This window comes from Nocardioides sp. Z22_16 (genome assembly GCF_058134365.1).
This window is the reverse complement of record NZ_JBYTTI010000005.1, coordinates 111,731-137,025: the sequence shown is the minus strand read 5'-3', so window position 1 is coordinate 137,025 and position 25,295 is coordinate 111,731. Positions and strand designations below refer to the sequence as shown.

The window sequence follows — 25,295 nt, the reverse complement described above, 5'->3', positions numbered from 1 at the left end:
TGGCTATCGTGACGCCATGGGCGCAGAGGTGGAAGCACAGGAGTTCTCCCGCTCCGACCGGACCCGGCACCGGGAGAAGGTCCGGCGGTGTCTCGACGTCTTCGCGCGGATGCTCCGGGAGTCCCGGTTCGACACGGACGATCCGATGACTGGCCTGGAGGTGGAGTTCAACCTGATCAACGCGGAGGGGGACCCCTCCCTGCGCAACGCGGAGGCGCTGGAGGCGATCGCCGATCCGGCCTTCCAGACCGAGCTGGGGCAGTTCAACATCGAGATCAACTGCCCGCCTGCCCGGCTGCGCGAGCGCGGCCTGGGGGCGTTCGAGGCGGGGTTGCGCGACAGCCTCAACAAGGCGGAGGCCCGCTCCGCCGAGGTCGGCGCCCACCTGGTGATGATCGGGATCCTCCCGACCCTGGCCGAGGGTCACATGACCCCGGACTCCCTGAGCCCCAACCCCCGCTACAAGCTGCTGAGCGAGCAGATCCTCAACGCTCGGGGCGAGGACATCACGATCTCGGTCTCGGGCCCCGAGCGCCTGGAGACGACCACGGACTCGATCGTCCCGGAGGCCGCCTGCACCAGCACGCAGTTCCACATCCAGACGTCGCCCGACGAGTTCGCGGCCTACTGGAACGCCAGTCAGGTGATCGCGGGGGTCCAGCTGGCGGTCGGGGCCAACTCGCCGTACCTGCTGGGTCGCCAGCTGTGGCGCGAGACCCGGATCCCGCTCTTCGAGCAGGCGACCGACACCCGCAGCGAGGAGCTCAAGGCTCAGGGGGTGCGACCGCGTGTCTGGTTCGGGGAGAGGTGGATCACCTCGGTCTTCGACCTCTTCGAGGAGAACGTGCGCTACTTCCCGGCTCTGCTTCCGGTCACCGAGGACGAGGACCCGTTGGAGGTGCTGGAGGCCGGTGGTACGCCGTCCCTGACCGAGCTCCGGCTCCACAACGGCACGATCTACCGATGGAACCGGCCCGTCTACGACGTGACGCCGGAGGGTCCGCACCTGAGGGTCGAGAACCGGCTGCTCGCGGCCGGTCCCACGGTGGCCGACACGATCGCGAACGCCGCCTTCTACTTCGGGCTGGTGCGCGCCCTGGCCACCAGCGAGCGCCCCCTGTGGTCCCAGATGTCCTTCAGCGCCGCCGAGGAGAACTTCCACGTGGCCGCCAGGCACGGGATCGACGCGCAGGTCTACTGGCCCGGACTGGGGCAGGTGAGCGCCAGCGACCTCGTGCTGCGCCGGCTGCTGCCGATGGCGGACGAGGGGCTGGCCGCGAGCGGCGTGGAGGCCGGTGAGCGGGACCACTTCCTCGGCATGATCGAGCAGCGATGCCTGCTGCGCACCAACGGCGCGGAGTGGTTCGTGCGCCAGATGGCCGCGCGGGACGACCAGGAGCGGTTCGACGCGCTGCGTGCCACCCTGCTCGACTACGTGGAGCGGATGCACAGCAACGAGCCGGTGCACACCTGGTCCTGATCGCCCGGTCCTGGTCGCCCGGTCCTGTCGCTCGGTCCGGGTCGCTCGGCCCGGCGACCCTCAGCTGCGCCGACGCAGCCGGCGCCAGGTCCGCTCCGCACCGCTGGGGTGGTGGCGCCAGCCGTGCCTGGTCAGCACCACGAAGCACGGAGGCAGGCCGAGCTGCTGCCAGGCCTCGCAGCCCGCTGCCTGCCACTCCAGGTCGCCCGGGGAGGGCTCCAGCTCCCCTGACCGTGCCAGCCAGAGCACCGGCTCCGGCACCAGCAGCAGCGCGCGGTTCGCCAGGGCGACCGCCACCTCGACGCGGCTGTCGTGGTCCAGGGGGTCCTGGGCGAGCGGACGGAAGCGACAGGCCCGCTCGGTCTCGGGCGAGCCCGGCAGCCCGGCTGCCAGGACCGGCGCCAGGCGGCCCCTCGGTGCGGCCGTCTTGTGCGCCAGCACCGCCTCGCGCAGACGCCGCTGGAGCTCGGCTGCCGGCGCCGCCGGCCGGGCGTCGCCGAGGCCGGGCTCGAGCGGGAGGTCCAGCGGAGTGGGCGGAGTGGGCACTGCGCCACCCTGCCCGAGTGGGCGTCCTCACCCGTCCGGTTCTCCACAGCCTCCCCAACGCCGACCGGATTGGGTACGGTGCTCGCGTGGACGCCGCCTGGCGCCCGCAGCAGCCTGTGAACGAGGGAGAAGCTGATGCCGACCGTGGTCGTGGGATATGTCGCCAAGCCGGAAGGGGAGGCGGCGCTGGCCAAGGCCATCGAGGAGGCCAAGCTGCGGGGAGCCAAGCTCGTGGTCGTCAACTCCCACCGGGGTGGTGCGGAGTACGACGGCGAGGCGGCTCAGCGGACCTCCCGCGAGATCGAGTCGGTCCAGCAGCGGCTCGACCAGGCCGCGGTCGACTACGACATCCGGCAGATGGTGCGGGGCTTCGAGCCGTCGGAGGACCTGATCAGCCTGGCCGAGGCCAACGCCGCCGACCTGATCGTGATCGGGCTGCGCAAGCGGACCCCCGTGGGCAAGCTGATCCTGGGCAGCAACGCGCAGCGGATCCTGCTCGACGCGCACTGCCCGGTGTTGGCGGTCAAGGCCTGAGACCGCCTCGGGGCGCGACGGCCTCCAGGTCCTTCGCCCCGGTCCTACCGCAGGAGGAGCTGTTCTTATGCCGACATGGGCGATCATCGTCTGCTTCGCCGCGTTCGTCATCGTGCTGAACCTGACGTTGTGGCTGTGCGGAGCCAAGGGCGGACCTGCCTCGGACTGGTACCGGGCCGAGAGTCAGGGCGATCAGAGCAACTTCGACCACCCCCAGTTCTGAGGTCGCGCCTCCCCGCACGTCGACCACCGGAGCCCCCTGCCGCCTGTGCGACGCGGATGAGAGGTCACCCGCGTCGTAGGCTGGGGACATGGGTTTCCAGATCGCCAACGAGCCTGAAGCAGACCGCGTCCTGGACCGGTACCCGTTCGCCGTGCTGGTCGGCATGGCGCTGGACCAGCAGTACGGAATGGAGCACGCGTTCCGCGGCGGTGCGAAGCTTCTGGACAGGCTTGGAGCGCTGGACACGGCCCAGATCGCCTCGATGGACCCGGACGACTTCAAGGCTGTCTGCTCGCAGCCACCAGCGGTCCATCGTTTCCCCGGATCGATGGCTGCCAAGCTCCACGGCATCGCGGAGATCGTGGAGGAGCAGTACGGGGGCGACGTCACCCGGCTCTGGAACGAGGCGAAGGACGGCAGGGACCTCCTTGCACGAGTGATGGCCCTTCCAGGCTTCGGCAAGCAGAAGGCCCAGATCTTCGTGGCGCTCCTCGCCAAGCAGATGGGTGTGCGCCCGGAGGGGTGGGAGGCCGCGGCCGGTGACTACGCGCTGGAGGGCTACCGCTCCGTCGCCGATGTGGTCGACGCTGGCAGTCTGCTCAAGGTGAGGGAGTACAAGCAGGCTGCCAAGGCTGCCGCGAAGGCCGCCAAGACGTAGGGACGACGAGGCAGAAGAAGGCCGCTGCCAGGAGTGGGGCGCAGGTGCTCACCGGGGGCATGGCAGAATGTGAAGCGCGGCCTTGACGTAACCGGGCCTTGCCGCGCCCCTTTTCCGTGACGAGAGGTGTTCGTGTCTTCGAACGCACGCAAGCTGCTCCCCGCCGAGGTGCTGTCGCACCCGGCCGTCGTGTCCCTCATCGAGGGTGGTTCGGCCACCGGCACGGTGACTCCGGACCAGGTGCGCCAGGCCAGTGACGCCGCTCTGGTGGAGCCCCGCCACCTGAAGGCGCTGCTCACGCATCTGAGCGGGCAGGGCATCACGGTCGACATCAGCGCCGGCACCGCGATCCGCACCGCCGCGGCCGGCGCCCCGCGCAAGACCACCACGGCCAAGGCCGCGAAGAGCTCGGCGGTCAAGGCGACGCCCGCGAAGAAGGCGGTCGCCAAGACGGCCGCGAAGAAGGTCGTCCCCGCCGACCCGGTGATCGGTGCCGACGGCAAGAAGGTCCTGCCCGACATCCCGGACGAGCAGTTCGAGAAGGACGTCGTCGTCGATCCGACGATCAAGGAGGACGAGAAGCAGGCCTTCGTCGTCTCCGCCGCCGACGACACCGACGAGCCCGAGCAGCAGGTCATGGTCGCGGGCGCGACCGCGGACCCGGTCAAGGACTACCTCAAGCAGATCGGCAAGGTCCCCCTCCTCAACGCGGAGATGGAGGTCGAGCTCGCCAAGCGGATCGAGGCGGGCCTCTTCTCGGAGGAGAAGCTGGCCAAGGGCGGCAAGCTCAGCGCCAAGACGCTCGAGGAGTTCGAGTGGATCGCCGAGGACGGGCGGCGTGCCAAGAACCACCTCCTCGAGGCCAACCTGCGCCTCGTGGTCTCGCTGGCCAAGCGGTACACCGGCCGCGGCATGCTCTTCCTCGACCTGATCCAGGAGGGCAACCTCGGTCTCATCCGCGCGGTGGAGAAGTTCGACTACACCAAGGGCTACAAGTTCTCGACCTACGCGACCTGGTGGATCCGCCAGGCCATCACCCGCGCGATGGCGGACCAGGCCAGGACCATCCGGATCCCGGTCCACATGGTCGAGGTCATCAACAAGCTCGCACGTGTGCAGCGCCAGATGCTCCAGGACCTGGGTCGCGAGCCCACGCCCGAGGAGCTCGCCAAGGAGCTCGACATGACCCCGGAGAAGGTCATCGAGGTCCAGAAGTACGGCCGTGAGCCGATCTCGCTCCACACCCCGCTGGGTGAGGACGGGGACTCGGAGTTCGGCGACCTGATCGAGGACTCCGAGGCGATCGTCCCGGCGGACGCGGTCTCGTTCACCCTTCTCCAGGAGCAGCTGCACGCCGTGCTCGACACCCTCTCGGAGCGCGAGGCGGGCGTGGTCAGCATGCGGTTCGGCCTCACCGACGGCCAGCCGAAGACGCTCGACGAGATCGGCAAGGTCTACGGGGTTACCCGGGAGCGGATCCGCCAGATCGAGTCCAAGACGATGTCGAAGCTGCGGCACCCCAGCCGTTCCCAGGTCCTCCGCGACTACCTGGACTGAGAGCTCCGGCGCCTGACACCTCAAGCCTCCTGAGGGGGTCAGGTCCCCGTGGCGGCACAACCCCGATCCGTGACGTGCGGGTCGGGGTTGTGGCATCCCGGGACGGTGCGTGGGTGCGCGCACCACACCGTTCCCGTCAGACCAGGAGGACGCCGGCTGCCCAGGCGAGGGTGGCCAGCAGGGCCGCCGAGAGCTCCACCGCCACGCTCAGGACGACGGCTCTCAGGACGTGGCCCGTCGAGCGCCGGGCAGCAGCCCTGCCCAGCCGGCGCTGCTCGGCGAGGTGGACGCCCAGCACGAAGCCGAGGACCAGGCCCACGACGGGGACCACGAAGAAGCCCACCACGGCGAGGACGCCACCGGCCCACAGGGTCGAGGCGGGGATGCCGGCGTCGCGCAGCCGGCGTCCCGGCACGACGTACTTGACCAGGGCCCCCGCCCCCAGCAGCAGGGTGGCGACGGCCAGGACCGTCCACGCGGTGCCGGTGCCGACGTACCAGGCCCACCCCAGGATCGCGATGAGCACCAGCAGCGTGCCGGGGAGCACGGGCACCAGGATCCCCACCAGGCCGATCGCGATGACCAGTCCGGTGAACAGGGTCGGCAGGCTCATGGGTCGACCTCGGGGTAGACGTGAACGGCCCCGGACCGTAAGGTCCGGGGCCGTGCGGAGCAGGGGCTTCTCAGGCTTCTGGCCTCGGAGCGGGGCCGAGCTTGTGGGTCTCGTCGACGACGGCGACCGCCACCTGGCGGAGCTTGTCGCCGTGCTCACGAGCGTGGTGAGCGCAGAAGAGCAGCTCGCCGCCGCTCTGGAGCTCCACCCGGAGGTAGGCCTGCGCTCCGCAACGGTCGCAACGATCCGCCGCCGTGAGGGCGGGTGTGGGGGCAACTGCAGTAGTCACATCGGCCTCGTTTCTCTCCATCGGTGTCTTGCCCAACGTACTTGGTCCGGCAAAAGTTTCCCCGGGATGTCAGGTCGACGAACCACTATCCAACCATGCTCGTCACTACCCGGTTTCAGTTATGCCCAACCCTCGACCTGTCGGTCTTGTTCCCGCGGGTGGTGTGCCGCCACGCTAGACCGGCAGACCGTCCGGAGGGTGCAGGCGTGCCGCGGGCCGTCGCCGGGCGTGTCGCGGGTAGATTCTCCTCTCGTGGCAGCACCGACGGACACCTCCTACAACGCAGCACACCTCCTGGTCCTCGAGGGACTGGACGCGGTGCGCAAGCGGCCCGGCATGTACATCGGCTCGACCGACACCAAGGGCCTGATGCACTGCCTGTGGGAGGTGATCGACAACGGCGTGGACGAGGCCCTCGCGGGGGCCGCACACCGGGTCGAGGTGACGCTCCTGGCTGACGGCTCCGCCGAGGTGGTGGACGACGGCCGGGGCATCCCGACCGACAAGGAGCCGAAGACCGGCCTGCCCGGCGTCGAGGTCGTGGCCACCAAGCTGCACGCCGGGGGCAAGTTCGGCGGCGGGTCCTACGTCGCCACCGGCGGCCTGCACGGCGTCGGCCTCTCGGTCGTCAACGCGCTCTCGTCGCGGATGGACATCGACGTCGACCGCTCGCCGTCCCAGCAGGGCATCAGCTTCCGCCGGGGCACCCCCGGCGTCTTCGACTCCGACGCCCCGGACAGCGGGTTCACGGCTCGCTCGGGACTGACCCGCAAGGGCAAGCGGGTGGCGCGAGGACGCAGCGGCACCCGGGTCCGCTTCTGGCCGGACCGGCAGATCTTCACCCGCGACGCCACCTTCGTCTTCGACGAGCTGGTCACGCGCGCCCGGCAGACGTCCTTCATCGTGCCCGGCCTCGAGCTCGTGATCCGCGACCTGCGGGGCGAGGAGCCGGTGGAGGAGACGTTCCGGCACGACGGCGGCATCTCGGAGTTCGCCGAGTTCCTCTCCACGGGCGAGCCCGTCACCGACGTGCTGCGGCTCCAGGGGTCCGGGCACTTCACCGAGACGGTGCCCCTCCTCGACGAGCTGGGGCACATGACCCCCCAGGAGATCGAGCGGGAGCTCGGGGTCGACGTGGCGCTGCGCTGGAGCACGGACTACGACACCACCCTGCGCTCCTACGTCAACGTGATCGCCACGCCGAAGGGCGGGACGCACGTCAGCGGGTTCGAGCAGGCCGTCACCAAGACCTTCAACGACGTGATGCGCTCCGCCAAGGTGCTGAAGGTCGGCGACCAGGACGTCGTGAAGGACGACGTGCTGGAGGGGCTCACCGCGGTCGTCACGGTGCGCCTGGCCGAGCCCCAGTTCGAGGGGCAGACCAAGGAGATCCTGGGGACGCCCGCTGCCCGCACCATCGTGCGCAAGGTGGTCGCGAGCGAGCTCAAGAAGTTCCTGACCTCGACCAAGCGGACCGAGAAGGCCCAGGCCAAGCTGGTCATGGAGAAGGTGGGCAACGCCTCCAAGACCCGGATCGCGGCCCGGCAGCACAAGGAGACCCAACGGCGGAAGAACGCCCTGGAGTCCTCCGCGCTGCCCGCCAAGCTGGTCGACTGCCGCACCACGGACAACGAGCGCTCCGAGCTCTTCATCGTCGAGGGCGACTCGGCGCTTGGCACCGCCAAGCTCGCGCGCGACTCGGAGTTCCAGGCGCTGCTGCCGATCCGCGGCAAGATCCTCAACGTGCAGAAGGCCTCGGTCGGGGACATGCTCAAGAACACCGAGTGCGCCTCGATCATCCAGGTCGTCGGCGCCGGTTCCGGGCGCACCTTCGACCTCGAGGCCGCCCGCTACGGGCGGATCATCTTCATGGCGGACGCCGACTCCGACGGCGCCCACATCCGGTGCCTGCTGGCGACCCTCTTCTTCAAGTACATGCCCGACCTGCTGGCCGCGGGCCGGGTCTACACCGCCGTCCCGCCGCTCCACCGCATCGAGCTGACCAACCCCAAGAAGGGCATGGACAAGTACGTCTACACGTACTCCGACGACGAGCTGCGCCGCAAGCTGGCGGAGCTGAAGAAGAAGAACCTGCGCTGGAAGGACCCGGTGCAGCGCTACAAGGGCCTCGGCGAGATGGACGCCGACCAGCTCGAGGAGACCACCATGGACCCGCGCCGCCGGACGCTGCGCAGGCTGACGGTCGACGACGCCGGCGACGCCGCGTCGGTCTTCGAGCTGCTGATGGGCTCCGAGGTGGCCCCGCGCAAGGAGTTCATCGTGCAGGGCGCCTACGAGGTCGACCTCGAGACGCTGGACGCCTGAGGGCGGCCCGGCGGCGCACCGTCGGGGTGCGCCCCGGGGCCGGTGCGCTCCCGGGGCGGGCCGAGCTCAGTCGACCTGACGCATCAGGCCGGTGTCGACGTCGTAGACGAAGCCGCCGACCAGCACGGTGGAGGGGATCAGCGGGTGGGACCGGACCTTGCGCACGTCCTGGCGGAGGCGGGCGACCTGGTCGTCGACCACACCGAACGACTGCCAGGTGGCGTCCTCGCCGACGGCGGTGCCGATCCGCTCCTGCAGCTCCGCCTCGCTGGCGGTGGTCATCGCGCACCGGGTGTGGGGCACCACCAGGACCCGCTCGACGCCGAGCAGGTGGGCGCCCAGGACCAGCGCCTCGAGCGCCTGCGGGGTGACCCGGCCGCCCGGGTTGCGGAAGATCTTGGCGTCGCCGTGCTTGAGGCCCAGCATCGCCAGCGGGTCGATGCGCGAGTCCATGCAAGTCACGATCGCGACGCCGGCATGGGCCCGCCCGTCGAATCCGCCGAGGTCGAAGTCGGCCGCGAAGGCCCGGTTGGCAGCCAGCAGGTCGTCGAAGTCGTTCACGAGGAAAAACCTAGCCCACTCACGACCGGTGCCTTCGCCGGGCCCGCCGCGCGAAGCAGCACCAGGGCCAGCACGGCCGCGAGCACGGCGCAGACCGCGGCGCCGGCGAAGACGGTCTGCTCCTGGGCGATCCCCGCCTCCTTCAGCAGGAGGGTGAACTCCCTGCAGCGGGAGGCGCCGTCGCACACCTCCCGGACGGGTGGGACGTCGGCCTGCTCGGCGTAGTAGCGGCGCAGGCCCAGCGTGGTGAGGGCCGAGATCCCCACCAGCATCCCGACCATCCGGGCCACCACCACCAGGGCACTGCTGAGCCCGTGGACGCCGGGCTCGGTGAAGGCGAGCACTGCCGCGTTCACCGGCGCGAGGGCCAGCCCGAAGCCGAGCCCGCCGACGACCAGCGGCACGCTGGCGTGCCAGTGCTCCAGGGCGTCGATGCCCCAGGTCGACATCCAGGCGAACGCCGCAGCGGCCAGGACCATGCCGAGGGCCGCGGTCGGGCCCGAGCCCCACCGGCGCGTGAGGAAGCCCCCGGCGACCGCGCCCAGGGGCAGGGCGACCAGGAACCGCACCAGCACCAGGGCTGCCATCAGCTGGGAGTCGCCGTAGATCGTGGTGCGCGCGAAGAGCGGGATGTCGATCAGCGCCGCGATCAGCGCGGCACCGACGAAGAAGCTGACCAGCATCGCGCCCCAGGCCGGGGTACGGCGCAGCGCGCCGCGCGGCACGATGGGGTCGGCGGCCCGCCGCAGGTGCAGGAGCAGGGCCACGCCCCCCAGCAAGGCGCCGGCGAGGTACCAGATCCCCTGGTCGGAGAAGACCTCCACCTTCGGGTCGGCGGTCGCGAAGGCGAGGACGACGCCGCCCAGCGCCACGGAGAGGAGCAGCGCCCCGGTCAGGTCCGCCTCACGGAGCGCGCGGGCCCAGGAGCCGACGTCCACCAACGGACGCCGGGCGGTGAGCAGCCGCGCGACGAGGAGCGCCGCCGCGACCATGGAGAGCACCCCCACCGGGGTGAGCCAGCGGCTGCCCGTCACGAACGGGACGAAGAGCTCGCCCCAGCGCACGTCGCGCATGATCGGCGGCGGCCGGAGGAAGGTCAGGGCGCCGGCGACGAGCACCAGGAGCGCCAGCGCGCCACCGAGGAGGTCGCGGCGATGCTGGCTGGGGGAGGCGAGGAGGTCGCGGGACCGGTCGTCGAGCAGGCTCGGGGCACGCGAGGCCAGGCTGCGGACCCCCGCGGCGAGCAGCAGCCCGACGGCCATGTTGAGGGCGAAGATCGCGCGCCAGTCTGCGAGCGCGAGCACCACCGCCCCGAGCAGCGGCCCCAGGACCGAGCCGATCTCCTGGACGGCCGAGACGATGCCGAGCGGGACCCCGCGTCGCTCCTCGGGGTAGAGGTCGGCCACCAGGGCCAGGGTGGCCGGGACCAGGCCGCCACCGCCGACGCCCTGGAGGAAGCGGCCGACCACCATGGAGGGCATGTCGTAGGCGAGCGTGGTCACCAGCGAGCCGAGCGAGAAGAGCACCAGCGAGAGCACGAGCACCGGCACCCGACCACGGATGTCGGCGATCCGCCCGATCAGCGGCAGCATGGCCACGTAGCCGAGGAGGAACCCGGAGACGATCGGGGCGGCACGCTGGAGCTGGTCGACCGGCACGCCCGCGCTGCCCATCATGTCGGGCAGGGCGAGCACGACGACGTAGGTGTCGGCGGCGGCGAAGGCCACCGCGACCGCGGCCAGCCAGAGCAGCGCCTGCTGGGCGCGATCGACGCGGGGCGTCACGGGGCGACGATCTCCCTGGTCGTGCCGTAGTCGGTCAAGTCGACCGTGTAGGTCATCTCGTCGCTGTCGGCGTAGAAGACCCCGGTGAGCTCTGCGCGCCTGAGCTCGCCCTCGTCGGTGACCAGGAAGACCACGTCGAAGGTGTCCCCGGCGCTGCTGGGGATCACGTTCTCCATCACCGCGCCGTCGATGGTGCCGGTATAGCTGGTCAGCACCTCGGCGTTGTCGACACCACCGCGCTCGCGGTCACCCTGTTGCGGGTCCTGCACCTCCTGCAGCAGGGTGGCGAAGCCCTGGTCCGGGCTGATCAGGAGCGAGGGGTCCGGCGCGCCGTACTCGGCCGGGTCGACGTCGGACCAGCCCGGAGCGAGCGGGATCTGGGCCCAGACGGTCCCGTCGACGGCGACCACCGGCACGTTGAAGACGTTGCCGGCGAGCCGGATGCCGAGGTCTCCCTCGAAGGCCGGCGCGTCAGTCGCCACGCCCACCGCGCTGGTCACGCCGGTGACGCCGTCGGGCAGGTCGTCGGTGGTCAGGGAGAGGTTGAGGCCCGAGGTCTCCACGAGCCGGTCGCTCGCGGTCTCCAGCACCTCCTCGACGTCCTCGTCCGCCCTCGGCTCCTCGGAGCTGCAGGCGGTCAACGTCACGGCCATGGTCAGGAGCAGGCCGGAGAGCGCGGCGCGCCGCGCACCACACGGGGCGACGGGACGTGGGGAGGTCATGGGGGCAGCGTCCCACAGGCCCCGAGCCCGGCGCTGCTCACGCATCGGCGGCCACCCCGAGCTGCCGGGCCACCGGAGGCGCCACGGCGACGACCGGAATGCTCCCCGGAGTGCCCGAGCCGTCCCGCCTGCCGTCGGCGGGAGGGAGCTCGACGGGCGCGCCGCTGGCGGCCGCCGCCCGCGCCGGCGAGGGGCCGGCCCAGGCGAGCACGAGGGTGTCCTCGCCCCGGAGGAACCGGTGGCAGCGGACCCCGCCGGTGGCCCGCCCCTTCGCGGGGTACTCGGTGAACGGGGTCACCTTCCAGGCCCCCGGCTCGGTGCCGGGCAGGGCCGTGGAGGCGCCGGAGGCGGTGAAGACCACGGCGTCCTCGCCGCTCAGGGCGCCGAACCAGATCACCTTCGCGCCGGCGCCCAGCCGGATGCCGGCGATCCCGCCGCCCGAGCGGCCCTGCGGCCGGACCCCGCCGGCGGAGAAGTGGAGCAGCTGGGCGTCGGAGGTGATGAAGCAGAGCTCCTCCTCGCCGGTGGCGAGGGCGACGGCGCCTACCACCTCGTCGCCGTCCTTGAGGGAGACGACCTCCCACTCGTCGCGCGCCAGCACCTCGGGGTTGACCCGCTTGACGACCCCCATCGCGGTGCCCAGGGCGATGCCCGGGCCGTCGGCGGTGAGGGGGGTGAGCGCCAGCGCACGCTCCCCGCTCTCCAGCTGCAGCACCTCGCTGAGTGGGAGCCCGCCCTGCAGGTTGGGGTCGTTGGCCGACGGCGGCAGCTCGGGCATGTCGAGGACCTGGGTGCGCACCAGCCGGCCGCGCGAGGTCAGGACCCCGACCTCCCCGCGGACCGTGGTCCGGACCGCGGAGACGATGACGTCGTGGTTGGCCCGGCCGCCGCCCTCGCCCGGGACCTCGTCGCTGGAGGAGCGGGCCAGCAGCCCGCTGGAGGAGAGGAAGGCGAAGCACGGGTCGTCCGCGACCTCGAGCGAGGCGGTGCCGGAGGCCACCGCCGTCCCGGCCGAGGCGAGCAGCACCGTGCGCCGGGGGGTGCCGAAGGTCTTCGCCACCTCCGCCAGCTCGTCGGAGACGACCTTGCGCAGCCGCTCCTCGTCGTTGAGGATCGCGTCGAGCTCCTCGATCGCCGCCTCCAGCTCCGCCTTCTCCTTGTCCAGCTCGAGCTTGGAGAACTTCGTGAGCCGGCGCAGCGGCATGTCGAGGATGTAGTCCGCCTGGATCGTGGTCAGGTCGAAGACCGTCATCAGGCGCTCCCTCGCCGCGGCGGCGTTGTCGCTGGCGCGGATCAGCTGGATCACCTCGTCGATGTCGAGGATGGCCAGCAGCAGGCCCTCCACCAGGTGGAGGCGGTCCGCCGCCTTGCCGCGGCGGAAGGTCGAGCGCCGTCGGACCACCTCGAGGCGGTGGGCCAGGAAGACCTCCAGCATCTCCTTGAGCCCCAGGGTGCGGGGCTGGCCGTCGACCAGGGCGACCGCGTTGATCCCGAAGGACTCCTCCAGCGGGGTCATCTTGTAGAGCTGCTCGAGCAGGACCTCGGGGACGAACCCGTTCTTGACCTCGATGACCAGCCGCAGGCCGTTCGCCCGGTCGGTGAGGTCCTTGATGTCGGAGATGCCCTGGAGCTTCTTGGACTGGACCAGCACCTTGATCCGCTCCACCACGCGCTCGGTGCCGACCCCGTAGGGCAGCTCGGTGACGACGATGCCCTTCTTGCGGGCGGTCACCGACTCGATCCGCGCGGTGGCCCGCATCTTGAAGCTGCCGCGCCCGCAGGCGTAGGCGTCGCGCACCCCGTCGAGCCCGACGATCTTGCCCCCGGTGGGCAGGTCGGGCCCCGGGATGAAGCGCATCAGGTCGTCCAGGCCGGACTTCGGGTGCTTGAGCAGGTGCCGCAGCGCCTGGACGACCTCGACCAGGTTGTGCGGGGCGATGTTGGTGGCCATGCCCACCGCGATGCCGGTCGCACCGTTGACCAGGAGGTTGGGGATGGCCGAGGGCAGGACCGCGGGCTCGAGCTCGCGGGAGTCGTAGTTGGCCTTGAAGTCGACCGTGTCCTCGTCGAGGGAGCCGGTCATGGCGACGGCCGCCGGAGCCATCCGGCACTCGGTGTAGCGCATCGCGGCGGGGGAGTCGTCGGGTGAGCCGAAGTTGCCGTGGCCGTCGATCATCGGCAGGCGCATCGACCAGGGCTGGGCCAGCCGCACCAGCGCGTCGTAGATGGCGCTGTCGCCGTGGGGGTGCAGCTTGCCCATCACCTCGCCGACCACTCGGGCGCTCTTGACGTGGCCCCGGTCGGGTCGCAGGGACATGTCGTCCATCGTGTAGAGGATCCGGCGCTGCACCGGCTTGAGCCCGTCGCGGGCGTCGGGCAGGGCGCGCGAGTAGATGACGGAGTAGGCGTACTCCAGGAAGGAGCTCTTGATCTCGTCCCCGACGTCGATGTCGAGGATGTGCTCCTCGAAGTCGTCGGGAATCGGGGACTTCGTGCCACGGCGTGCCATGCCCGCATTCTCCCGGTCACGGTCCGGGTTGCCGAGGTAGGGCGCGCCGAGCCGGAGGGACGCGTTAGATTCAGCACGTGACCGAAGCGGACTCCGCCACCCCCACCTCCCACGAGCCCCCCCGTCACTGGGAGGCGGACGTCCTGCTCAGAGACGGTCGGACCGCTCACATCCGGCCGATCAGGGCCAGCGACGCCGAGCTGATGGTCGACTTCTACAGCCGGGTCTCCGACGAGTCCAAGTACTACCGCTTCTTCGCCCCGATGCCGCGGCTCTCGGACCGTGACGTGGCGCGCTTCACCCAGGTCGACTACCGCGACCGGGTCGCCCTGGTGCTCCTGGTCGGCGGTCAGATGATCGCCGTCGGCCGGTACGACGCCGTGAAGCCGGGGCAGGCCGAGGTCGCCTTCCTGGTGGAGGACAAGCACCAGGGCCGGGGGATCGGTCAGCTGCTGCTCGAGCACCTCGCCCAGGCCGGGCGCGAGTGCGGCATCGAGCGGTTCGTGGCCGAGGTGCTCCCCGACAACCACCCGATGATCCGCACGTTCAAGGACGCCGGCTACCAGGTCGCCAGCCAGTACGACGACGGCCTGGTGAGCCTGGAGTTCTCCATCGACCCGACCGACACCGCCATCGGGGTGATGGAGCAGCGCGAGCACCGCGCCGAGTCCGCCTCGATCGAGAAGTTCTTCAACCCCCGCTCCGTCGCGGTCATCGGGGCCAGCCGGCGCCAGGACACCATCGGTCAGGCCCTGGTGCGCAACCTGGTGCTGGGCGACTTCACCGGCCGTGTCTACGCGGTCAACCCGACGGCGGACGCGGTCTCCGGTCTCCCCACCTACGCGTCGGTCACCGAGATCCCCGACGAGGTGGACGTCGCGATCGTGGCGGTGCCCGCCGAGTCGGTCCAGGAGGTGGTCCTGGACTGCGCGGCCAAGGGGGTGCACGGGCTGGTGGTGATCTCCTCGGGGTTCGCCGAGACCGGCGAGGAGGGCCGCAACCGGCAGCGTCAGCTCGTCGGGCTCTCCCGCTCGTACGGCCTGCGCCTGATCGGTCCCAACTGCCTCGGCGTGATCAACACCGCCCCCGAGGTCTCCCTCAACGCCTCGCTCTCCTCGGTGATGCCACCGCGGGGTCGTGCGGGCTTCTTCTGCCAGTCCGGGGCACTGGGCTCGGCGATCCTGGAGAAGGTGAACAACCGTGGCCTCGGACTCACCACCTTCGTGAGCGCGGGCAACCGCGCCGACGTCTCCGGCAACGACCTGCTCCAGTACTGGGAGGAGGACGACTCCACCGAGGTGGTCCTGCTCTACCTGGAGTCCATCGGCAACCCGCGCAAGTTCTCGCGCATCGCGCGGCGGGTCTCCCGGCGCAAGCCGATCATCGCGGTGCGGTCGGGCCGCACCACGCAGGGGGTGCCGATGGGACACGCGGTGCGCAAGATCGCCGCACCCTCGCAGTCGGTGGACGCGATGTTCCGGCAGGCCGGGGTGATCCAGGTGGACACCCTGGAGGAGATGTTCGACGTCGCCCAGCTGCTCGCCCACCAGCCGCTGCCCCGCGGCCGCCGGGTGGCGGTGGTCGGCAACTCCGACGCCTTGGGGCTGCTCGCCGCCGACGCCGCCGCCGGCGCGGGGCTGGTGGTCAACAAGCAGGTGGCCCTGGGCTCCGACGCAGGGGCCGAGGACTTCGAGGACGCGCTCGACGCGGCGATCGACGACCCCGAGGTCGACGCCGTGGCGGCGATCTACATCCCTCCCCTCAACGTCTCGGGGGAGGACGTGGCCAACGTGCTCGCTGCCATCGGCGAGCAGTCCGACAAGCCGCTGGTCACCACCTTCCTGGGCGCGGAGGGGGTGCCCGAGCTGCTGCGCGTGCCGGACGTGGCCGGGTCGACCGCCGGTCGCGGCTCGGTGCCGTCCTACCCGGCGGTCGAGGCCGCGGTGCGGGCGCTCGCCCGCGTCGTGGAGTACGCGATGTGGCTGCGCAGTCCGGACAAGCCGCCGGCGGACGCGGAGCTGGTCGACCGGCCGGCCGCCAAGAAGCTGGTCGGCGAGCTGCTGGCCCAGCACCCCGACGGCCACGACCTGGACGAGGAGTCCCTGCACGACCTGCTGGCCGCCTACGGCATCGAGATGTGGCGCAGCTACCCCGTGGCCGACCTCGAGGGGGCCCTGGCTGCGGGGGAGCGACTGGGGTGGGACGTGGTGCTCAAGGCGACGGCCCTGCACCTGCGGGACCGACCAGACCTCGCCCACGTGTGGCGCAACATCGACTCCGCCGCCGAGATGACGGACGCCTGGCACACCCTGCACGAGGTGATCGCCGAGCCGGAGGCGGCCGGGTTCGTGGTGCAGCGCAACGCACCGCCCGGCGTGCCGGTGGCGGTGGCCAGCATCGAGGACCCGCTCTTCGGGCCCGTGGTCTCCTTCGGCGTCGGCGGGCCGATGACCGAGCTCCTCCAGGACCGGTCGTTCCGGATCCCCCCGTTGGCCGAGCACGACGCCCAGGACATGGTGCGGGAGATCAAGGCCTCACCCCTGCTCTTCGGCTACCGGGGAAGCGAGATCGTCGACGTGGAGGAGGTGGAGCGGATCGTGCGCCGCGTCGCCCAGCTCCAGCACGACCTGCCGCAGGTGCGCTCGCTCTCGCTGCCGCTGGTGCTGGCGGGGCGCAACGGGTGCTCGGTGCTGGGCGGTTCCTGTCGGATCGAGCCGGTGCTGGACCCGCGGTCGGACTGGTTCGTCCGCCGGCTCAGCATGATGCCCGGGGACACGCTCCCGGACTGAGCGCGCGGAGCCGGCGGCGGCTCGCACTAGGATCGCGCCCGTGCTCGTCTCCGACTCCCACCGCTTCCTCTTCGTGCACGTGCAGAAGACGGGCGGGGTCAGCGTGGAGCACCTGCTCCGGCCCCTCCTCCCGGACGTGCGCACCGTGGACGGCCTGACCAGGCACGCGCGCCTCGGGCAGGTGCTGCGGGCCGAGCCCGGGCTCGCGGAGTACTGGACGGCCGGCTTCGTCCGCAACCCCTGGTCCCGACTCCTCTCCTGGTACGGGATGGTGCAGCGCTTCCGTGAGCTCGCCGCGAAGGGCTCCCCGAAGGCGAGGCGCTTCCTGGAGGGCGGAGGCTTCATGGCCGGCGTGGCCCGGGACTACCCCGACTTCGAGTCGTTCGTGATGCGGGGGCCCGACGACTGGCCACGGTTGCGCACCGCGCAGGTCACCTACCTGCGCGCTCCCGGGCGGGAGGCGGACTTCGTCGGCCGGACCGAGTCGTTCGAGGAGGACGTGCGCCGCGTGATGCTGCACCTCGGGCTCCCGACCCCGGAGCGTGTCCCTCGGGACAACGCGGCCCCTCCGCGCGACTACCGCGGCGAGTACACCGGCGCCATGCGCGATCGCGTCGCCGAGGTCTTCGCCGCCGATCTCGAGGCCTTCGGGTACGTCTTCTGAGGGCATGACAGACTGCCCCCATGCGCAGCAGGACCCCCGGTCAGACCGCGGACGCGAAAGACCACGCCAGACGCCTGCGGGTGGCGATCGAACGGACCGGCTACTACCCCGAGGTGGTCATCGACGGGGTGTTCGCGGCCTTGGGCGGCGAGGAGGTGGCCGCGTTCTACGTCCACCACGAGCCGACGTTCGAGCGCGACGAGGTGCGCCGTCACCTGACCGTGGCGGTGCTCACCGCCTCGCGCCTGATCCTGGCCCACACCGACGAGCACCCGGGTGACGACCTCCTGCCCGAGCCGCACACCTCGACCTCCACCGAGGCGGTCACGCTGTCGGCGGTGCGCTCGGTGGTGGTGACCCGGATGGTGGCGAACCCGACCTCCGGGCCCGCCCCCGCCGCGGAGGCGGTGCTGACGATCGGCTGGGGCGGCGTCTCCCGGATCGACCTCGAGCCGGCCTCCTGCGCCGACCCGCAGTGCGAGGCCGACCACGGGTACACCGGCGTGCTGGCCGGCGACGACTTCTCCCTGCGGGTCTCCGCGGCCGCCGAGGGCCGGGACGCCGTGACCGGGCTGCTCGACTTCGCGGAGGCCCTCTCGGCGCGGACCCGCGGGGCATGACCCCCGGCGCCTTCGCCGCCCCGGACTACGGGTCGCGGACGCTCAGCGACGTGGTGCCCGCCGTGGCCCGCTCCCTGGGGGTGCCTCTCGACGAGCAGGCGGGGTCGCTGGTGCTGCCCCAGGCGCCGTCGTACGTCGTCTTCCTGATCGACGGCCTGGGGGCTGAGCTGCTCAGGCGCTACGCCCACGCGGCACCGTTCCTCTCCTCGTTCCTCGACGAGGGCGCCACGGGGTCGGCCACCGTGCCCTCCACGACGGCGACGAGCCTGACGTCGTTCGGCACCGGCCTCCCCCCGGGAGCCCACGGCCTGGTCGGGTTCACCACCCGGATCCCCGGCACGGAGCGACTGCTCAACGCGCTGGCCTGGGACACGACGGTCGATCCCCGGCAGTGGCAGCCCCACCCGACCGCCTTCGCCCGGCTCACCGGTGCCGGGGTCTCGGTCACCGTGGTCAACAAGCGCGACTTCGTGGGCAGCGGTCTGACCGTGGCCGCCCACCGGGGCGCCGAGTACGTGGGCGCGGACCGGGTGGGGGAGCGGATCGCTGCGGTCCAGGCGGCTTCCGCCGCCCGGCCCTCCCTGACCTACGTCTACGACGCCGACCTGGACTGGACCGGGCACAAGTTCGGCGTCTCCTCCATGCAGTGGCTCCAGCAGCTGGCCATGGTCGACGCCGAGGCGGAGCAGATGCGCGAGGCACTGCCGTCCCACACCCGGATGCTGGTGATCGCCGACCACGGGATGGTCGACAGCCCGGCCGTCTCCCGGATCGACGTCGACGAGCGGCTGGAGCTCCGCTCCGGCGTCGCGCTGCTGGGCGGGGAGGCGCGCTTCCGGCACGTCTACTGCGCCGGCGGCGCCGTGGCGGACGTGGCCGCCACCTGGCGCGAGGTGCTGGGGGAGCGCGCCGAGGTGCTGACCCGCGACGAGGTGGTGGCGGCGGGCTGGTTCGGCGCGGTCGAGCCGGGGGTGCTGCCGAGGATCGGCGACGTGGTGGCAGCGTGCCGGGGTGACGCGGCGATCGTCTCCACGGCCGACTTCCCCTACGAGAACCAGCTGGTCGGGCTGCACGGGTCGCTCACCCCCGACGAGATGCGGATCCCGATCCTCGTGGCCTGAGCGCCGTCGGCCTCAGTCGGGCGCGGCCGGGGGCGCCGTCCGCTGCCCGGCGGCTTGCCCGGTGTCTTGCCCGGTGTCTTGCCCGGTGTCCTGTCCGGTGGCCTGAGCGGCGGACTTCCTGGCTCCGGTGCGGGGCAGGAAGAGGGCAGGCAGCAGGATGAGGGCGGTGAGCCCGAACGCCACCCAGAAGGCGAACTCGAAGGAGTCTGCGAGGACCGGCCCGACGACCCTCCTCGCCTCCGGGGTGAGGGAGCCGATCTGGTCGGCACCGCCGCCGGCTCCCCGCAGCCCGCGCGAGGCGAGGCTGTCGGCGAACCGCTGGGTGAGGGCCGTGATGAGCAGGGCGCTGCCCAACGACGCGCCGACCTGCTGGATCGCCGACAGGGTCGGTGAGGCCCGGGAGACCCGGTCCTTGCTCAGGTGGGCGTAGGCCGAGGAGACGGTCGGCATCATCACGGCGCCCAGGCCGAGGCCGCGGACGAACAGGGCTGCGCAGAGCCAGACGTAGGAGGTGTCGACGCCCAGCTGGGTGAAGGGGAAGGTGCCCAGCAGCGCCAGGCCGACCCCCACGGGCACGACGTACCCGGCGCCGAAGCGGTCGGTGAGCCGGCCGGCGACGATCATCGAGACCAGCGCGCCCAGGCCCTGCGGGACGAGCAGCAGCCCGGAGTCGAGCGCCCCCTCGCCCCGCACGCTCTGGTAGTAGAGGGGGAGCAGCAGCATGCCGCCGAAGAGGCCGATGGCGACGAGGAAGAGTGCGAGCGCCCCGCTGCCGAAGAGTCGGTCGGCGAGCAGCCGGACGTCGATGATGGAGGCGGCGCCCCGTCTCAGGCTGTACCACGCGTAGAGCGCCAGGCCGACCGCCCCGCCGACCAGCGGCGCGATCACCACCCGCTCGTCGAAGCCGCCCCGGGAGCTGGCCTCGGAGAGGCCGTAGAGGAGGCTGGCGAGGCTCAGGGAGAGCAGGGCCAGGCCGACGGTGTCGAGGCGGCCGGGGTCGTAGAGGCCGCGCTCGAGAGGCAGTCTCCACAGCGCCAGGGCGACGGCGACGATGCCGACGGGCACGTTGACCAGGAAGATCCAGTGCCAGCTGCCGTACTCGACGAGGAGACCGCCGAGGACCGGGCCGAGGATCGGGCCGATGAGCATCGGGACGCCCAGGATGGTCATGGCCCGTCCCATGTTGGCCGGGCCGGCGGCACGGGCGAGCATCGCCTGCCCGGCCGGGAGCAGCATGCCGCCGCCGAGGCCCTGCAGGATGCGGAACGTGATCAGCGACTCGATCGACCAGGAGGCGGCGCAGAGCGCCGAGCCGATCGTGAAGAGCGTCACCGCGGTGACCCAGACCGGCTTGGAGCCGAAGCGGTCCAGGGCCCAGCCGGTGATCGGGATGACGAGGGCCACCGCGAGCAGGTATCCGGTGACCACCCACTGCGTGGTGGGCAGGGTGGCGTCGAGGTCCCTGCTCAGGGAGTCGAGGGCGACGTTGACGATCGTGCTGTCGAGCACCGGCATGAGCATGCCGACGACGAGCACGGCGCCGACGGCGATCACCTCACGGTCGAGCCCTTCGGTCTCGTGCAGGGTGCTCTCTGACATGCCGGACTCCTGCGGGGCAGCGCCGGGGGCGGCCGCAGTCCCCGCTGACTCGGTCCGTCGGGCTCTCTGCGGACCAGGCTAGGAGGCTGTGCCGGAGGTCGGGCAGGGGAGAAGGACCCGGGTCGTACGGCCCCCGCTCGTGCCGGGGGCTCTTCAGCCGAAGGGGAGCGGCTCGGGCGCGAGGCTGACCGCCTTGGCCCGGGCGGCGGTGAGGCGTCGGCGGTGGTGCTGGCGGCACAGCACCTCGTAGGCGACGTCCCGGGGAGGCTCGTCGGCCACCTCGACGTCGCCGACCACCACGACCTCCCCCTCCACCACCATCGCGCCGTTCTCCGTCCGCGCGTTGTGGGTGGCCCGCTTGCCGCACCAGCAGAGCGCCTCCACCTGGAGCACGTTCATCCGGTCGGCCAGCTCCACCATCCGCGCCGAGCCCGGGAAGAGCACGGTGCGGAAGTCGGTGAGGATGCCGAACGCGAAGACGTCGACCTGCAGCTCGTCGACCACCTTGGCCAGCTGGTCCACCTGCGCGGGGGAGTAGAACTGTGCCTCGTCGCAGATGAGGTAGTCGATCCGGCCGCCCCGGGTCAGGGTGTCCACCACGTACTTCCAGAAGTCGAAGTCGGGGGTGACCTCGAGGGCCTCGTGGGTCAGCCCGAGGCGGCTGGAGAGCACGGCCTGACCGCCGCGGTCGTGGGCGGTGAAGATCCTGCCCGCCCGGCCCCTGGTGGCGTGGTTGTGGTTCGTCTGGAGGGCGAGGGTGCTCTTGCCCGAGTCCATGGTCCCGGTGAAGAAGTGCAGTTCGGCCACGGTCGAGGATCCTTCCACGACGCGCCGACGGCACGCCATCCGGGCTGCCGCCGGTTGGGCCTTGGCGCTAGCGTCGCCCCATGGAATTCCGACACCTCGGCAACAGCGGCCTCAAGATCTCCGAGATCACCTACGGGAACTGGCTCACCCACGGCTCCCAGGTGGAGAACGACGTCGCCACCCAGTGTGTCCGTGCCGCCCTCGACTGCGGGATCACCACCTTCGACACCGCCGACGTCTACGCCAACACCGCGGCCGAGACGGTCCTGGGGGAGGCGCTGAAGGGGGAGCGGCGGGAGTCCCTGGAGATCTTCACCAAGGTCTACTGGCCGACCGGGCCCAAGGGCCACAACGACAGCGGGCTCTCCCGCAAGCACGTGATGGAGTCCATCGACGGCTCACTGCGCCGCCTGCAGACCGACTACGTCGACCTCTACCAGGCACACCGCTTCGACGCCTTCACCCCGCTGGAGGAGACGATGCAGGCGTTCGCCGACATCGTGCGGGCCGGCAAGGCGCTCTACATCGGGGTCAGCGAGTGGACGGCGGAGCAGCTGCGGGCCGGCGTCGAGCTCTCCCGGGAGCTGGGCTTCCAGCTGATCTCCAGCCAGCCCCAGTACTCCATGCTGTGGCGGGTGATCGAGGACGAGGTGGTCCCCGCCTCGCGCGAGCTCGGTGTCTCCCAGATCGTCTGGTCCCCCATCGCCCAGGGGGTGCTGACCGGCAAGTACCTGCCCGGCCAGGCGCCGCCGCCCGGCTCGCGGGCCACGGACGAGAAGGGCGGGGCGGACATGATCGGCCGGTTCATGGCGGAGCCGACGCTGGAGGCCGTGCAGGGCCTGCGCCCGGTCGCGGAGTCGGTGGACCTGACCATGTCCCAGCTGGCCGTGGCCTGGGTGCTGCAGAACGACAACGTCGCCTCGGCGCTCGTGGGTGCCTCCCGCCCCGAGCAGGTGCACGAGAACGTGGCCGCGGCCGGGGTCCGGCTGCCGGCCGAGGTGATGACCCGGATCGACGAGGTGCTGGGAGACGTCGTGGTCCGCGACCCCGCCATGACCGCCAAGCAGACGATGACCCAGCGCCCCTCGTGAGCGTGGGCGGGCCGCTGGTCTCGGCCGAGGAGCTGGCGGAGCTCGTCGGGGCGGTGACGGTCCTCGACGTCCGCTACCGCACCGGCGCCCCACCGGGCGGGACCGGCCCGGCCGCCTTCCGGGCGGGGCACCTGCCCGGCGCGGCGTACGTCGACCTGGACACCGAGCTCGCCGCCCCTCCCGGGCAGGGTGGTCGCCACCCGCTGCCCGACCCGGCCCTCTTCCAGGCCGCGATGAGACGGGCCGGGGTGAGCGACCGCCGGCCGGTGGTGGTCCTCGACGACTGGCAGGGGCGGGCGGCGGCCCGGGCCTGGTGGCTGCTGAGGCTGCACGGGCACCGGGACGTGCGGGTGCTCGACGGGGGGCTGGCCGCCTGGCGGGCCCGCGGCGGGCTGCTCGTCGCCGCCGGTGAGGACGGTCGGCCGCCCGAGCCGGGCGACTTCACGGCCACCGGGGTCGCCGGCGACCCCGGCGGCATGCCGAGGGTGGCGGCCGAGGAGGTCCCCGGCGTCGGCGTGCTGATCGACGCCCGGGCACCGGAGCGTTACCGGGGCGAGGTGGAGCCCCTCGACCCGGTCGCGGGGCACGTGCCCGGCGCGGTCAACGTGCCCACCGAGCAGAACCTGACGCCCGACGGGCGCTTCCGCCCTGCCGACGAGCTGGCCGAGCTCTACGCGGCCGTGGGAGCCGTCCCGGGGGCCGACGTCGCCGCCTACTGCGGATCCGGCGTCACGGCCGCCCACGACGTGCTCGCGATGGAGCTGGCCGGGGTGCGGGCCGCCCTCTATCCGGGCAGCTGGAGCGGGTGGATCACCGACCCGGGTCGTCCCGTCGAACGGTGACCTCGACCTCGTCGCCGACCGACACGGTGCCCGTGGTCTCCGGGATCAGGTGTACGGCGAAGAGGGTCTTCCCCTCGTGGCGCCGGTGTCGTGCCAGGGTGCGCAGCGGCTCCTTGCCGGAGCGCAGGGACACGGGGTCGATGGTCGTGATCACGCAGCGGTCCGTGGGCTTGGCCCGGCGGAGCACGACGTCGCCCACGCGCACGCGCAGCCAGTGGTCCTCGGCGAAGGGCTCGTCCCCGTCCACCACCAGGTTGGGGCGGAACCGGTCCATCGGCAGGGGCGCGGGCGGCTGCTCCCCCCGCGCCTGAGCCTCCTCGCGGAGCCACTCGTCCAACCGTGCCAGCGACGCCTCGGAGGCCACGGTGAGCGGGTAGCCGTCGGCGTACGCCGTGTGGTCGCCGGGCTCGGAGTGGTGTGGGTTGAGCCGTCGGCGGGTCGGGTCGTCGCACCAGACCAGCCGCAGGTCGTCGCGGCCCAGGGCGGTGCGCAGCCACCCGTCGGCCTCGGGGCCGGCAGCCACCCCGGCGAGCTCGTGGGAGAACAGGCCGACCCTGACCCGGGGGCCCGAGGGATGGGCGAGGTGCAGGTCGGGCAGGGCGGGGTGGCGCAGGCGCAGATCCGACGCGAGCCCCGGGTCGGTGCCGGGGGTGTCCGCGACGACGCTGAGCAGCCCGCGCAGCTCGCGCGCGGAGACGACCGTGCCGTCGGCTGCCACGACGACCCAGTCGCGGTCTCCCGCCAGGCCTCGGAGCTGGAGCTGTGCGCGCGCCACCGTGCGGACGGCGGTGCTCTTCACCGGATGGACCCGCAGCGAGGTGACGCGCACGGACGGCCCGATCTCAGTCGCCGGAGCCGCCGCCGAACATGATCTCGTCCCAGCTGGGCACCGACGCGCGGCCTCGGCTCTTGCGCACCGGGCGGCGAGGCGCCTCGGTCCTGCCGGGCTCGTCCCGCTCGGGGGCCGTCTCGGGCTGCTCCTGCTCGGCGGAGGCACGCGTCTGTTCGTCGTCTCGCGGCTCCGCAGCGCGCGGCGCTGCCGCCGGGGACGGCTCGTCCTGGAGGAACGCCTCGACGGGGAGGCTCTCGGAGAGGTCGGCGGTCTCGTCGTGGGCGCTCGCCGAGGCGGCAGGCCGGGACGCGTCGGTGTCCCCGGCGAGCATCTCCAGGGCGTCGTCGCCGAGCGGCAGCTCCTCCGCGGGCACCGCGGAGAGACGGCGCCGGGTCGTCCCCGGGGCAGGCGGGGCCGGGGCCTCGGCGCGGGCGGGGGTCGGGCTCGCCTCGCCCACCAGCCACCTGGCGTGGTCGTTCTCGACCGTCACGTAGTTGCCGGGGATGTCGAAGGTGAAGGTCGCGGTGCCGCGGCGCTCGGGGGTGGTGAACTCGCCGGTGAGGGTCCACCGGCCGTCCTCGCGCCGGAACGCGTCCCACTCCACCGAGCCCGGGTCCACGTTCTCGCTGCGCAGGTGGGTGGAGACGGTCTCCTCGAGCGTCCTGCCCCCGCCGAGCGAACCGGAGCCCTCCGAGGAGCGCCGGCGCACCGAGGAGCGCTGCGCCCGCTCGGCGACGTGGGCACGCTCGGCCAGCACGGGGGCGGCGTACGGCATGATCTTCTCGACCGTCGCCTTGGCGGCCTGGGCCACCGCCTCGGGGGTCTCCCCGGCCCGGATGCGGGCCTGGATGTCACGAGGGCGGAGTGCGCTGTCCATTCGAATCTCCAACTGGCCGGGGCGGGGTTCCTCTCCGCGCAGGGCAGCGCGGAGCTTGGCGTCGGCAGCGAGGGTGAACTCCTCACCCGCGTCGTTGACCAGGAGCAACCGCTTGCGGTCCTCACTGAGTCCCACGAGCGTGAGGTGTGCCATCGCGTGCACTGCTCCTGCCACTGTCGGGCCCCGACGGTGGCCGGGGCATGTCCTTCGGTGGGGCGAGCCTACGCCAGCCCACCCGCCGCACGGGCGGAC

23 protein-coding genes are annotated in these 25,295 nt (G+C 72.0%); 12 read left to right on the top strand and 11 right to left on the bottom strand.

Annotated features, from left to right (window positions below; all coding sequences use genetic code 11):
* Positions 1–16 precede the first annotated feature (16 nt).
* Entirely contained in the window at positions 17–1,480 is a 1,464-nt protein-coding gene (locus AC3X7R_RS15810) for a glutamate-cysteine ligase family protein (RefSeq protein WP_489966634.1), read from the top strand.
* Positions 1,481–1,540: 60 nt separating this feature from the next.
* On the opposite strand, the gene AC3X7R_RS15805 is transcribed toward AC3X7R_RS15810, so the two are convergent.
* Positions 1,541–2,026, bottom strand: coding sequence for a hypothetical protein (locus tag AC3X7R_RS15805; RefSeq protein ID WP_489966633.1), 486 nt, complete (start codon positions 2,024–2,026; stop codon positions 1,541–1,543).
* 135 nt (positions 2,027–2,161) lie between these two features.
* Here AC3X7R_RS15805 and AC3X7R_RS15800 point away from each other — a divergent pair, with 135 nt between their 5' ends.
* The 4 genes from AC3X7R_RS15800 to AC3X7R_RS15785 all read left to right on the top strand — a co-directional run bounded on the left by AC3X7R_RS15800 (position 2,162) and on the right by AC3X7R_RS15785 (position 4,998).
* On the top strand, positions 2,162–2,560 hold the full coding sequence (locus tag AC3X7R_RS15800; RefSeq protein WP_489966632.1) for a universal stress protein: 399 nt from the start codon (positions 2,162–2,164) through the stop codon (positions 2,558–2,560).
* A 67-nt stretch (positions 2,561–2,627) separates the two neighbouring features.
* Positions 2,628–2,783: a hypothetical protein gene (locus tag AC3X7R_RS15795; RefSeq protein ID WP_489966631.1), complete on the top strand. Its 156-nt coding sequence runs from the start codon at positions 2,628–2,630 to the stop codon at positions 2,781–2,783.
* 88 nt (positions 2,784–2,871) lie between these two features.
* Positions 2,872–3,441 (top strand): HhH-GPD-type base excision DNA repair protein, encoded by a 570-nt coding sequence (locus tag AC3X7R_RS15790; protein ID WP_489966630.1) that lies wholly within the window; start codon positions 2,872–2,874, stop codon positions 3,439–3,441.
* 318 nt (positions 3,442–3,759) lie between these two features.
* The gene (locus tag AC3X7R_RS15785; protein WP_489967089.1) at positions 3,760–4,998 is read left to right on the top strand and encodes an RNA polymerase sigma factor; all 1,239 of its coding nucleotides are present in this window, start codon (positions 3,760–3,762) and stop codon (positions 4,996–4,998) included.
* Between the two features lie 136 nt (positions 4,999–5,134).
* Here AC3X7R_RS15785 and AC3X7R_RS15780 read toward each other — a convergent pair whose 3' ends face one another.
* Together AC3X7R_RS15780 and AC3X7R_RS15775 are read right to left on the bottom strand one after the other, a co-directional pair.
* Positions 5,135–5,611, bottom strand: a complete 477-nt coding sequence (locus AC3X7R_RS15780; RefSeq protein ID WP_489966629.1) for a DUF456 domain-containing protein — start codon at positions 5,609–5,611, stop codon at positions 5,135–5,137.
* A 70-nt stretch (positions 5,612–5,681) separates the two neighbouring features.
* The gene (locus tag AC3X7R_RS15775) at positions 5,682–5,921 is read right to left on the bottom strand and encodes a DUF7455 domain-containing protein (protein WP_489966628.1); all 240 of its coding nucleotides are present in this window, start codon (positions 5,919–5,921) and stop codon (positions 5,682–5,684) included.
* A gap of 231 nt (positions 5,922–6,152) precedes the next feature.
* Between AC3X7R_RS15775 and AC3X7R_RS15770 the strand changes: the two genes are divergently transcribed.
* Entirely contained in the window at positions 6,153–8,225 is a 2,073-nt protein-coding gene (locus tag AC3X7R_RS15770; RefSeq protein WP_489966627.1) for a DNA gyrase/topoisomerase IV subunit B, read from the top strand.
* A 66-nt stretch (positions 8,226–8,291) separates the two neighbouring features.
* Here AC3X7R_RS15770 and AC3X7R_RS15765 read toward each other — a convergent pair whose 3' ends face one another.
* The 4 genes from AC3X7R_RS15765 to AC3X7R_RS15750 are packed head-to-tail and all read right to left on the bottom strand — an operon-like array spanning position 8,292 to position 13,801.
* Positions 8,292–8,786, bottom strand: a complete 495-nt coding sequence (locus AC3X7R_RS15765) for a beta-class carbonic anhydrase (protein WP_489966626.1) — start codon at positions 8,784–8,786, stop codon at positions 8,292–8,294.
* Positions 8,783–10,570 (bottom strand): MFS transporter, encoded by a 1,788-nt coding sequence (locus AC3X7R_RS15760; RefSeq protein WP_489966625.1) that lies wholly within the window; start codon positions 10,568–10,570, stop codon positions 8,783–8,785. Before AC3X7R_RS15760 ends, AC3X7R_RS15765 begins: the two co-directional genes overlap by 4 nt.
* Positions 10,567–11,292: an LppX_LprAFG lipoprotein gene (locus tag AC3X7R_RS15755; protein ID WP_489966624.1), complete on the bottom strand. Its 726-nt coding sequence runs from the start codon at positions 11,290–11,292 to the stop codon at positions 10,567–10,569. Before AC3X7R_RS15755 ends, AC3X7R_RS15760 begins: the two co-directional genes overlap by 4 nt.
* A 37-nt stretch (positions 11,293–11,329) precedes the next feature.
* Entirely contained in the window at positions 11,330–13,801 is a 2,472-nt protein-coding gene (locus tag AC3X7R_RS15750) for a DNA gyrase/topoisomerase IV subunit A (protein WP_489966623.1), read from the bottom strand.
* 77 nt (positions 13,802–13,878) lie between these two features.
* Here AC3X7R_RS15750 and AC3X7R_RS15745 point away from each other — a divergent pair, with 77 nt between their 5' ends.
* Genes AC3X7R_RS15745 through AC3X7R_RS15730 form a run of 4 tightly spaced genes read left to right on the top strand, consistent with a single transcriptional unit; the run spans position 13,879 to position 18,995 of the window.
* Entirely contained in the window at positions 13,879–16,590 is a 2,712-nt protein-coding gene (locus AC3X7R_RS15745) for a bifunctional acetate--CoA ligase family protein/GNAT family N-acetyltransferase (RefSeq protein ID WP_489966622.1), read from the top strand.
* Between the two features lie 40 nt (positions 16,591–16,630).
* Complete coding sequence (locus AC3X7R_RS15740; protein ID WP_489966621.1) at positions 16,631–17,254, top strand: sulfotransferase family 2 domain-containing protein; 624 nt, start codon at positions 16,631–16,633, stop codon at positions 17,252–17,254.
* 20 nt (positions 17,255–17,274) lie between these two features.
* Entirely contained in the window at positions 17,275–17,874 is a 600-nt protein-coding gene (locus tag AC3X7R_RS15735) for a DUF5998 family protein (RefSeq protein ID WP_489966620.1), read from the top strand.
* Positions 17,871–18,995: an alkaline phosphatase family protein gene (locus tag AC3X7R_RS15730; protein WP_489966619.1), complete on the top strand. Its 1,125-nt coding sequence runs from the start codon at positions 17,871–17,873 to the stop codon at positions 18,993–18,995. Before AC3X7R_RS15735 ends, AC3X7R_RS15730 begins: the two co-directional genes overlap by 4 nt.
* Before the next feature lie 12 nt (positions 18,996–19,007).
* On the opposite strand, the gene AC3X7R_RS15725 is transcribed toward AC3X7R_RS15730, so the two are convergent.
* Both AC3X7R_RS15725 and AC3X7R_RS15720 read right to left on the bottom strand, forming a co-directional pair.
* A complete protein-coding gene (locus AC3X7R_RS15725; protein ID WP_489966618.1) occupies positions 19,008–20,594 on the bottom strand; it encodes an MDR family MFS transporter in 1,587 nt (528 codons plus the stop codon).
* 153 nt (positions 20,595–20,747) lie between these two features.
* Entirely contained in the window at positions 20,748–21,401 is a 654-nt protein-coding gene (locus AC3X7R_RS15720; RefSeq protein ID WP_489966617.1) for a thymidine kinase, read from the bottom strand.
* An 80-nt stretch (positions 21,402–21,481) separates the two neighbouring features.
* Between AC3X7R_RS15720 and AC3X7R_RS15715 the strand changes: the two genes are divergently transcribed.
* Positions 21,482–22,492: an aldo/keto reductase family protein gene (locus tag AC3X7R_RS15715; RefSeq protein ID WP_489966616.1), complete on the top strand. Its 1,011-nt coding sequence runs from the start codon at positions 21,482–21,484 to the stop codon at positions 22,490–22,492.
* Positions 22,489–23,334 carry a sulfurtransferase gene (locus tag AC3X7R_RS15710; RefSeq protein ID WP_489966615.1) on the top strand — a complete coding sequence of 282 codons (846 nt, stop codon included), beginning with the start codon at positions 22,489–22,491 and terminating at the stop codon, positions 23,332–23,334. Before AC3X7R_RS15715 ends, AC3X7R_RS15710 begins: the two co-directional genes overlap by 4 nt.
* On the opposite strand, the gene AC3X7R_RS15705 is transcribed toward AC3X7R_RS15710, so the two are convergent.
* The gene (locus tag AC3X7R_RS15705) at positions 23,303–24,163 is read right to left on the bottom strand and encodes an MOSC domain-containing protein (protein WP_489966614.1); all 861 of its coding nucleotides are present in this window, start codon (positions 24,161–24,163) and stop codon (positions 23,303–23,305) included. The genes AC3X7R_RS15710 and AC3X7R_RS15705 overlap by 32 nt on opposite strands.
* Before the next feature lie 13 nt (positions 24,164–24,176).
* A complete protein-coding gene (gene sepH / locus AC3X7R_RS15700; RefSeq protein ID WP_489966613.1) occupies positions 24,177–25,196 on the bottom strand; it encodes a septation protein SepH in 1,020 nt (339 codons plus the stop codon).
* Positions 25,197–25,295: the final 99 nt, after the last annotated feature.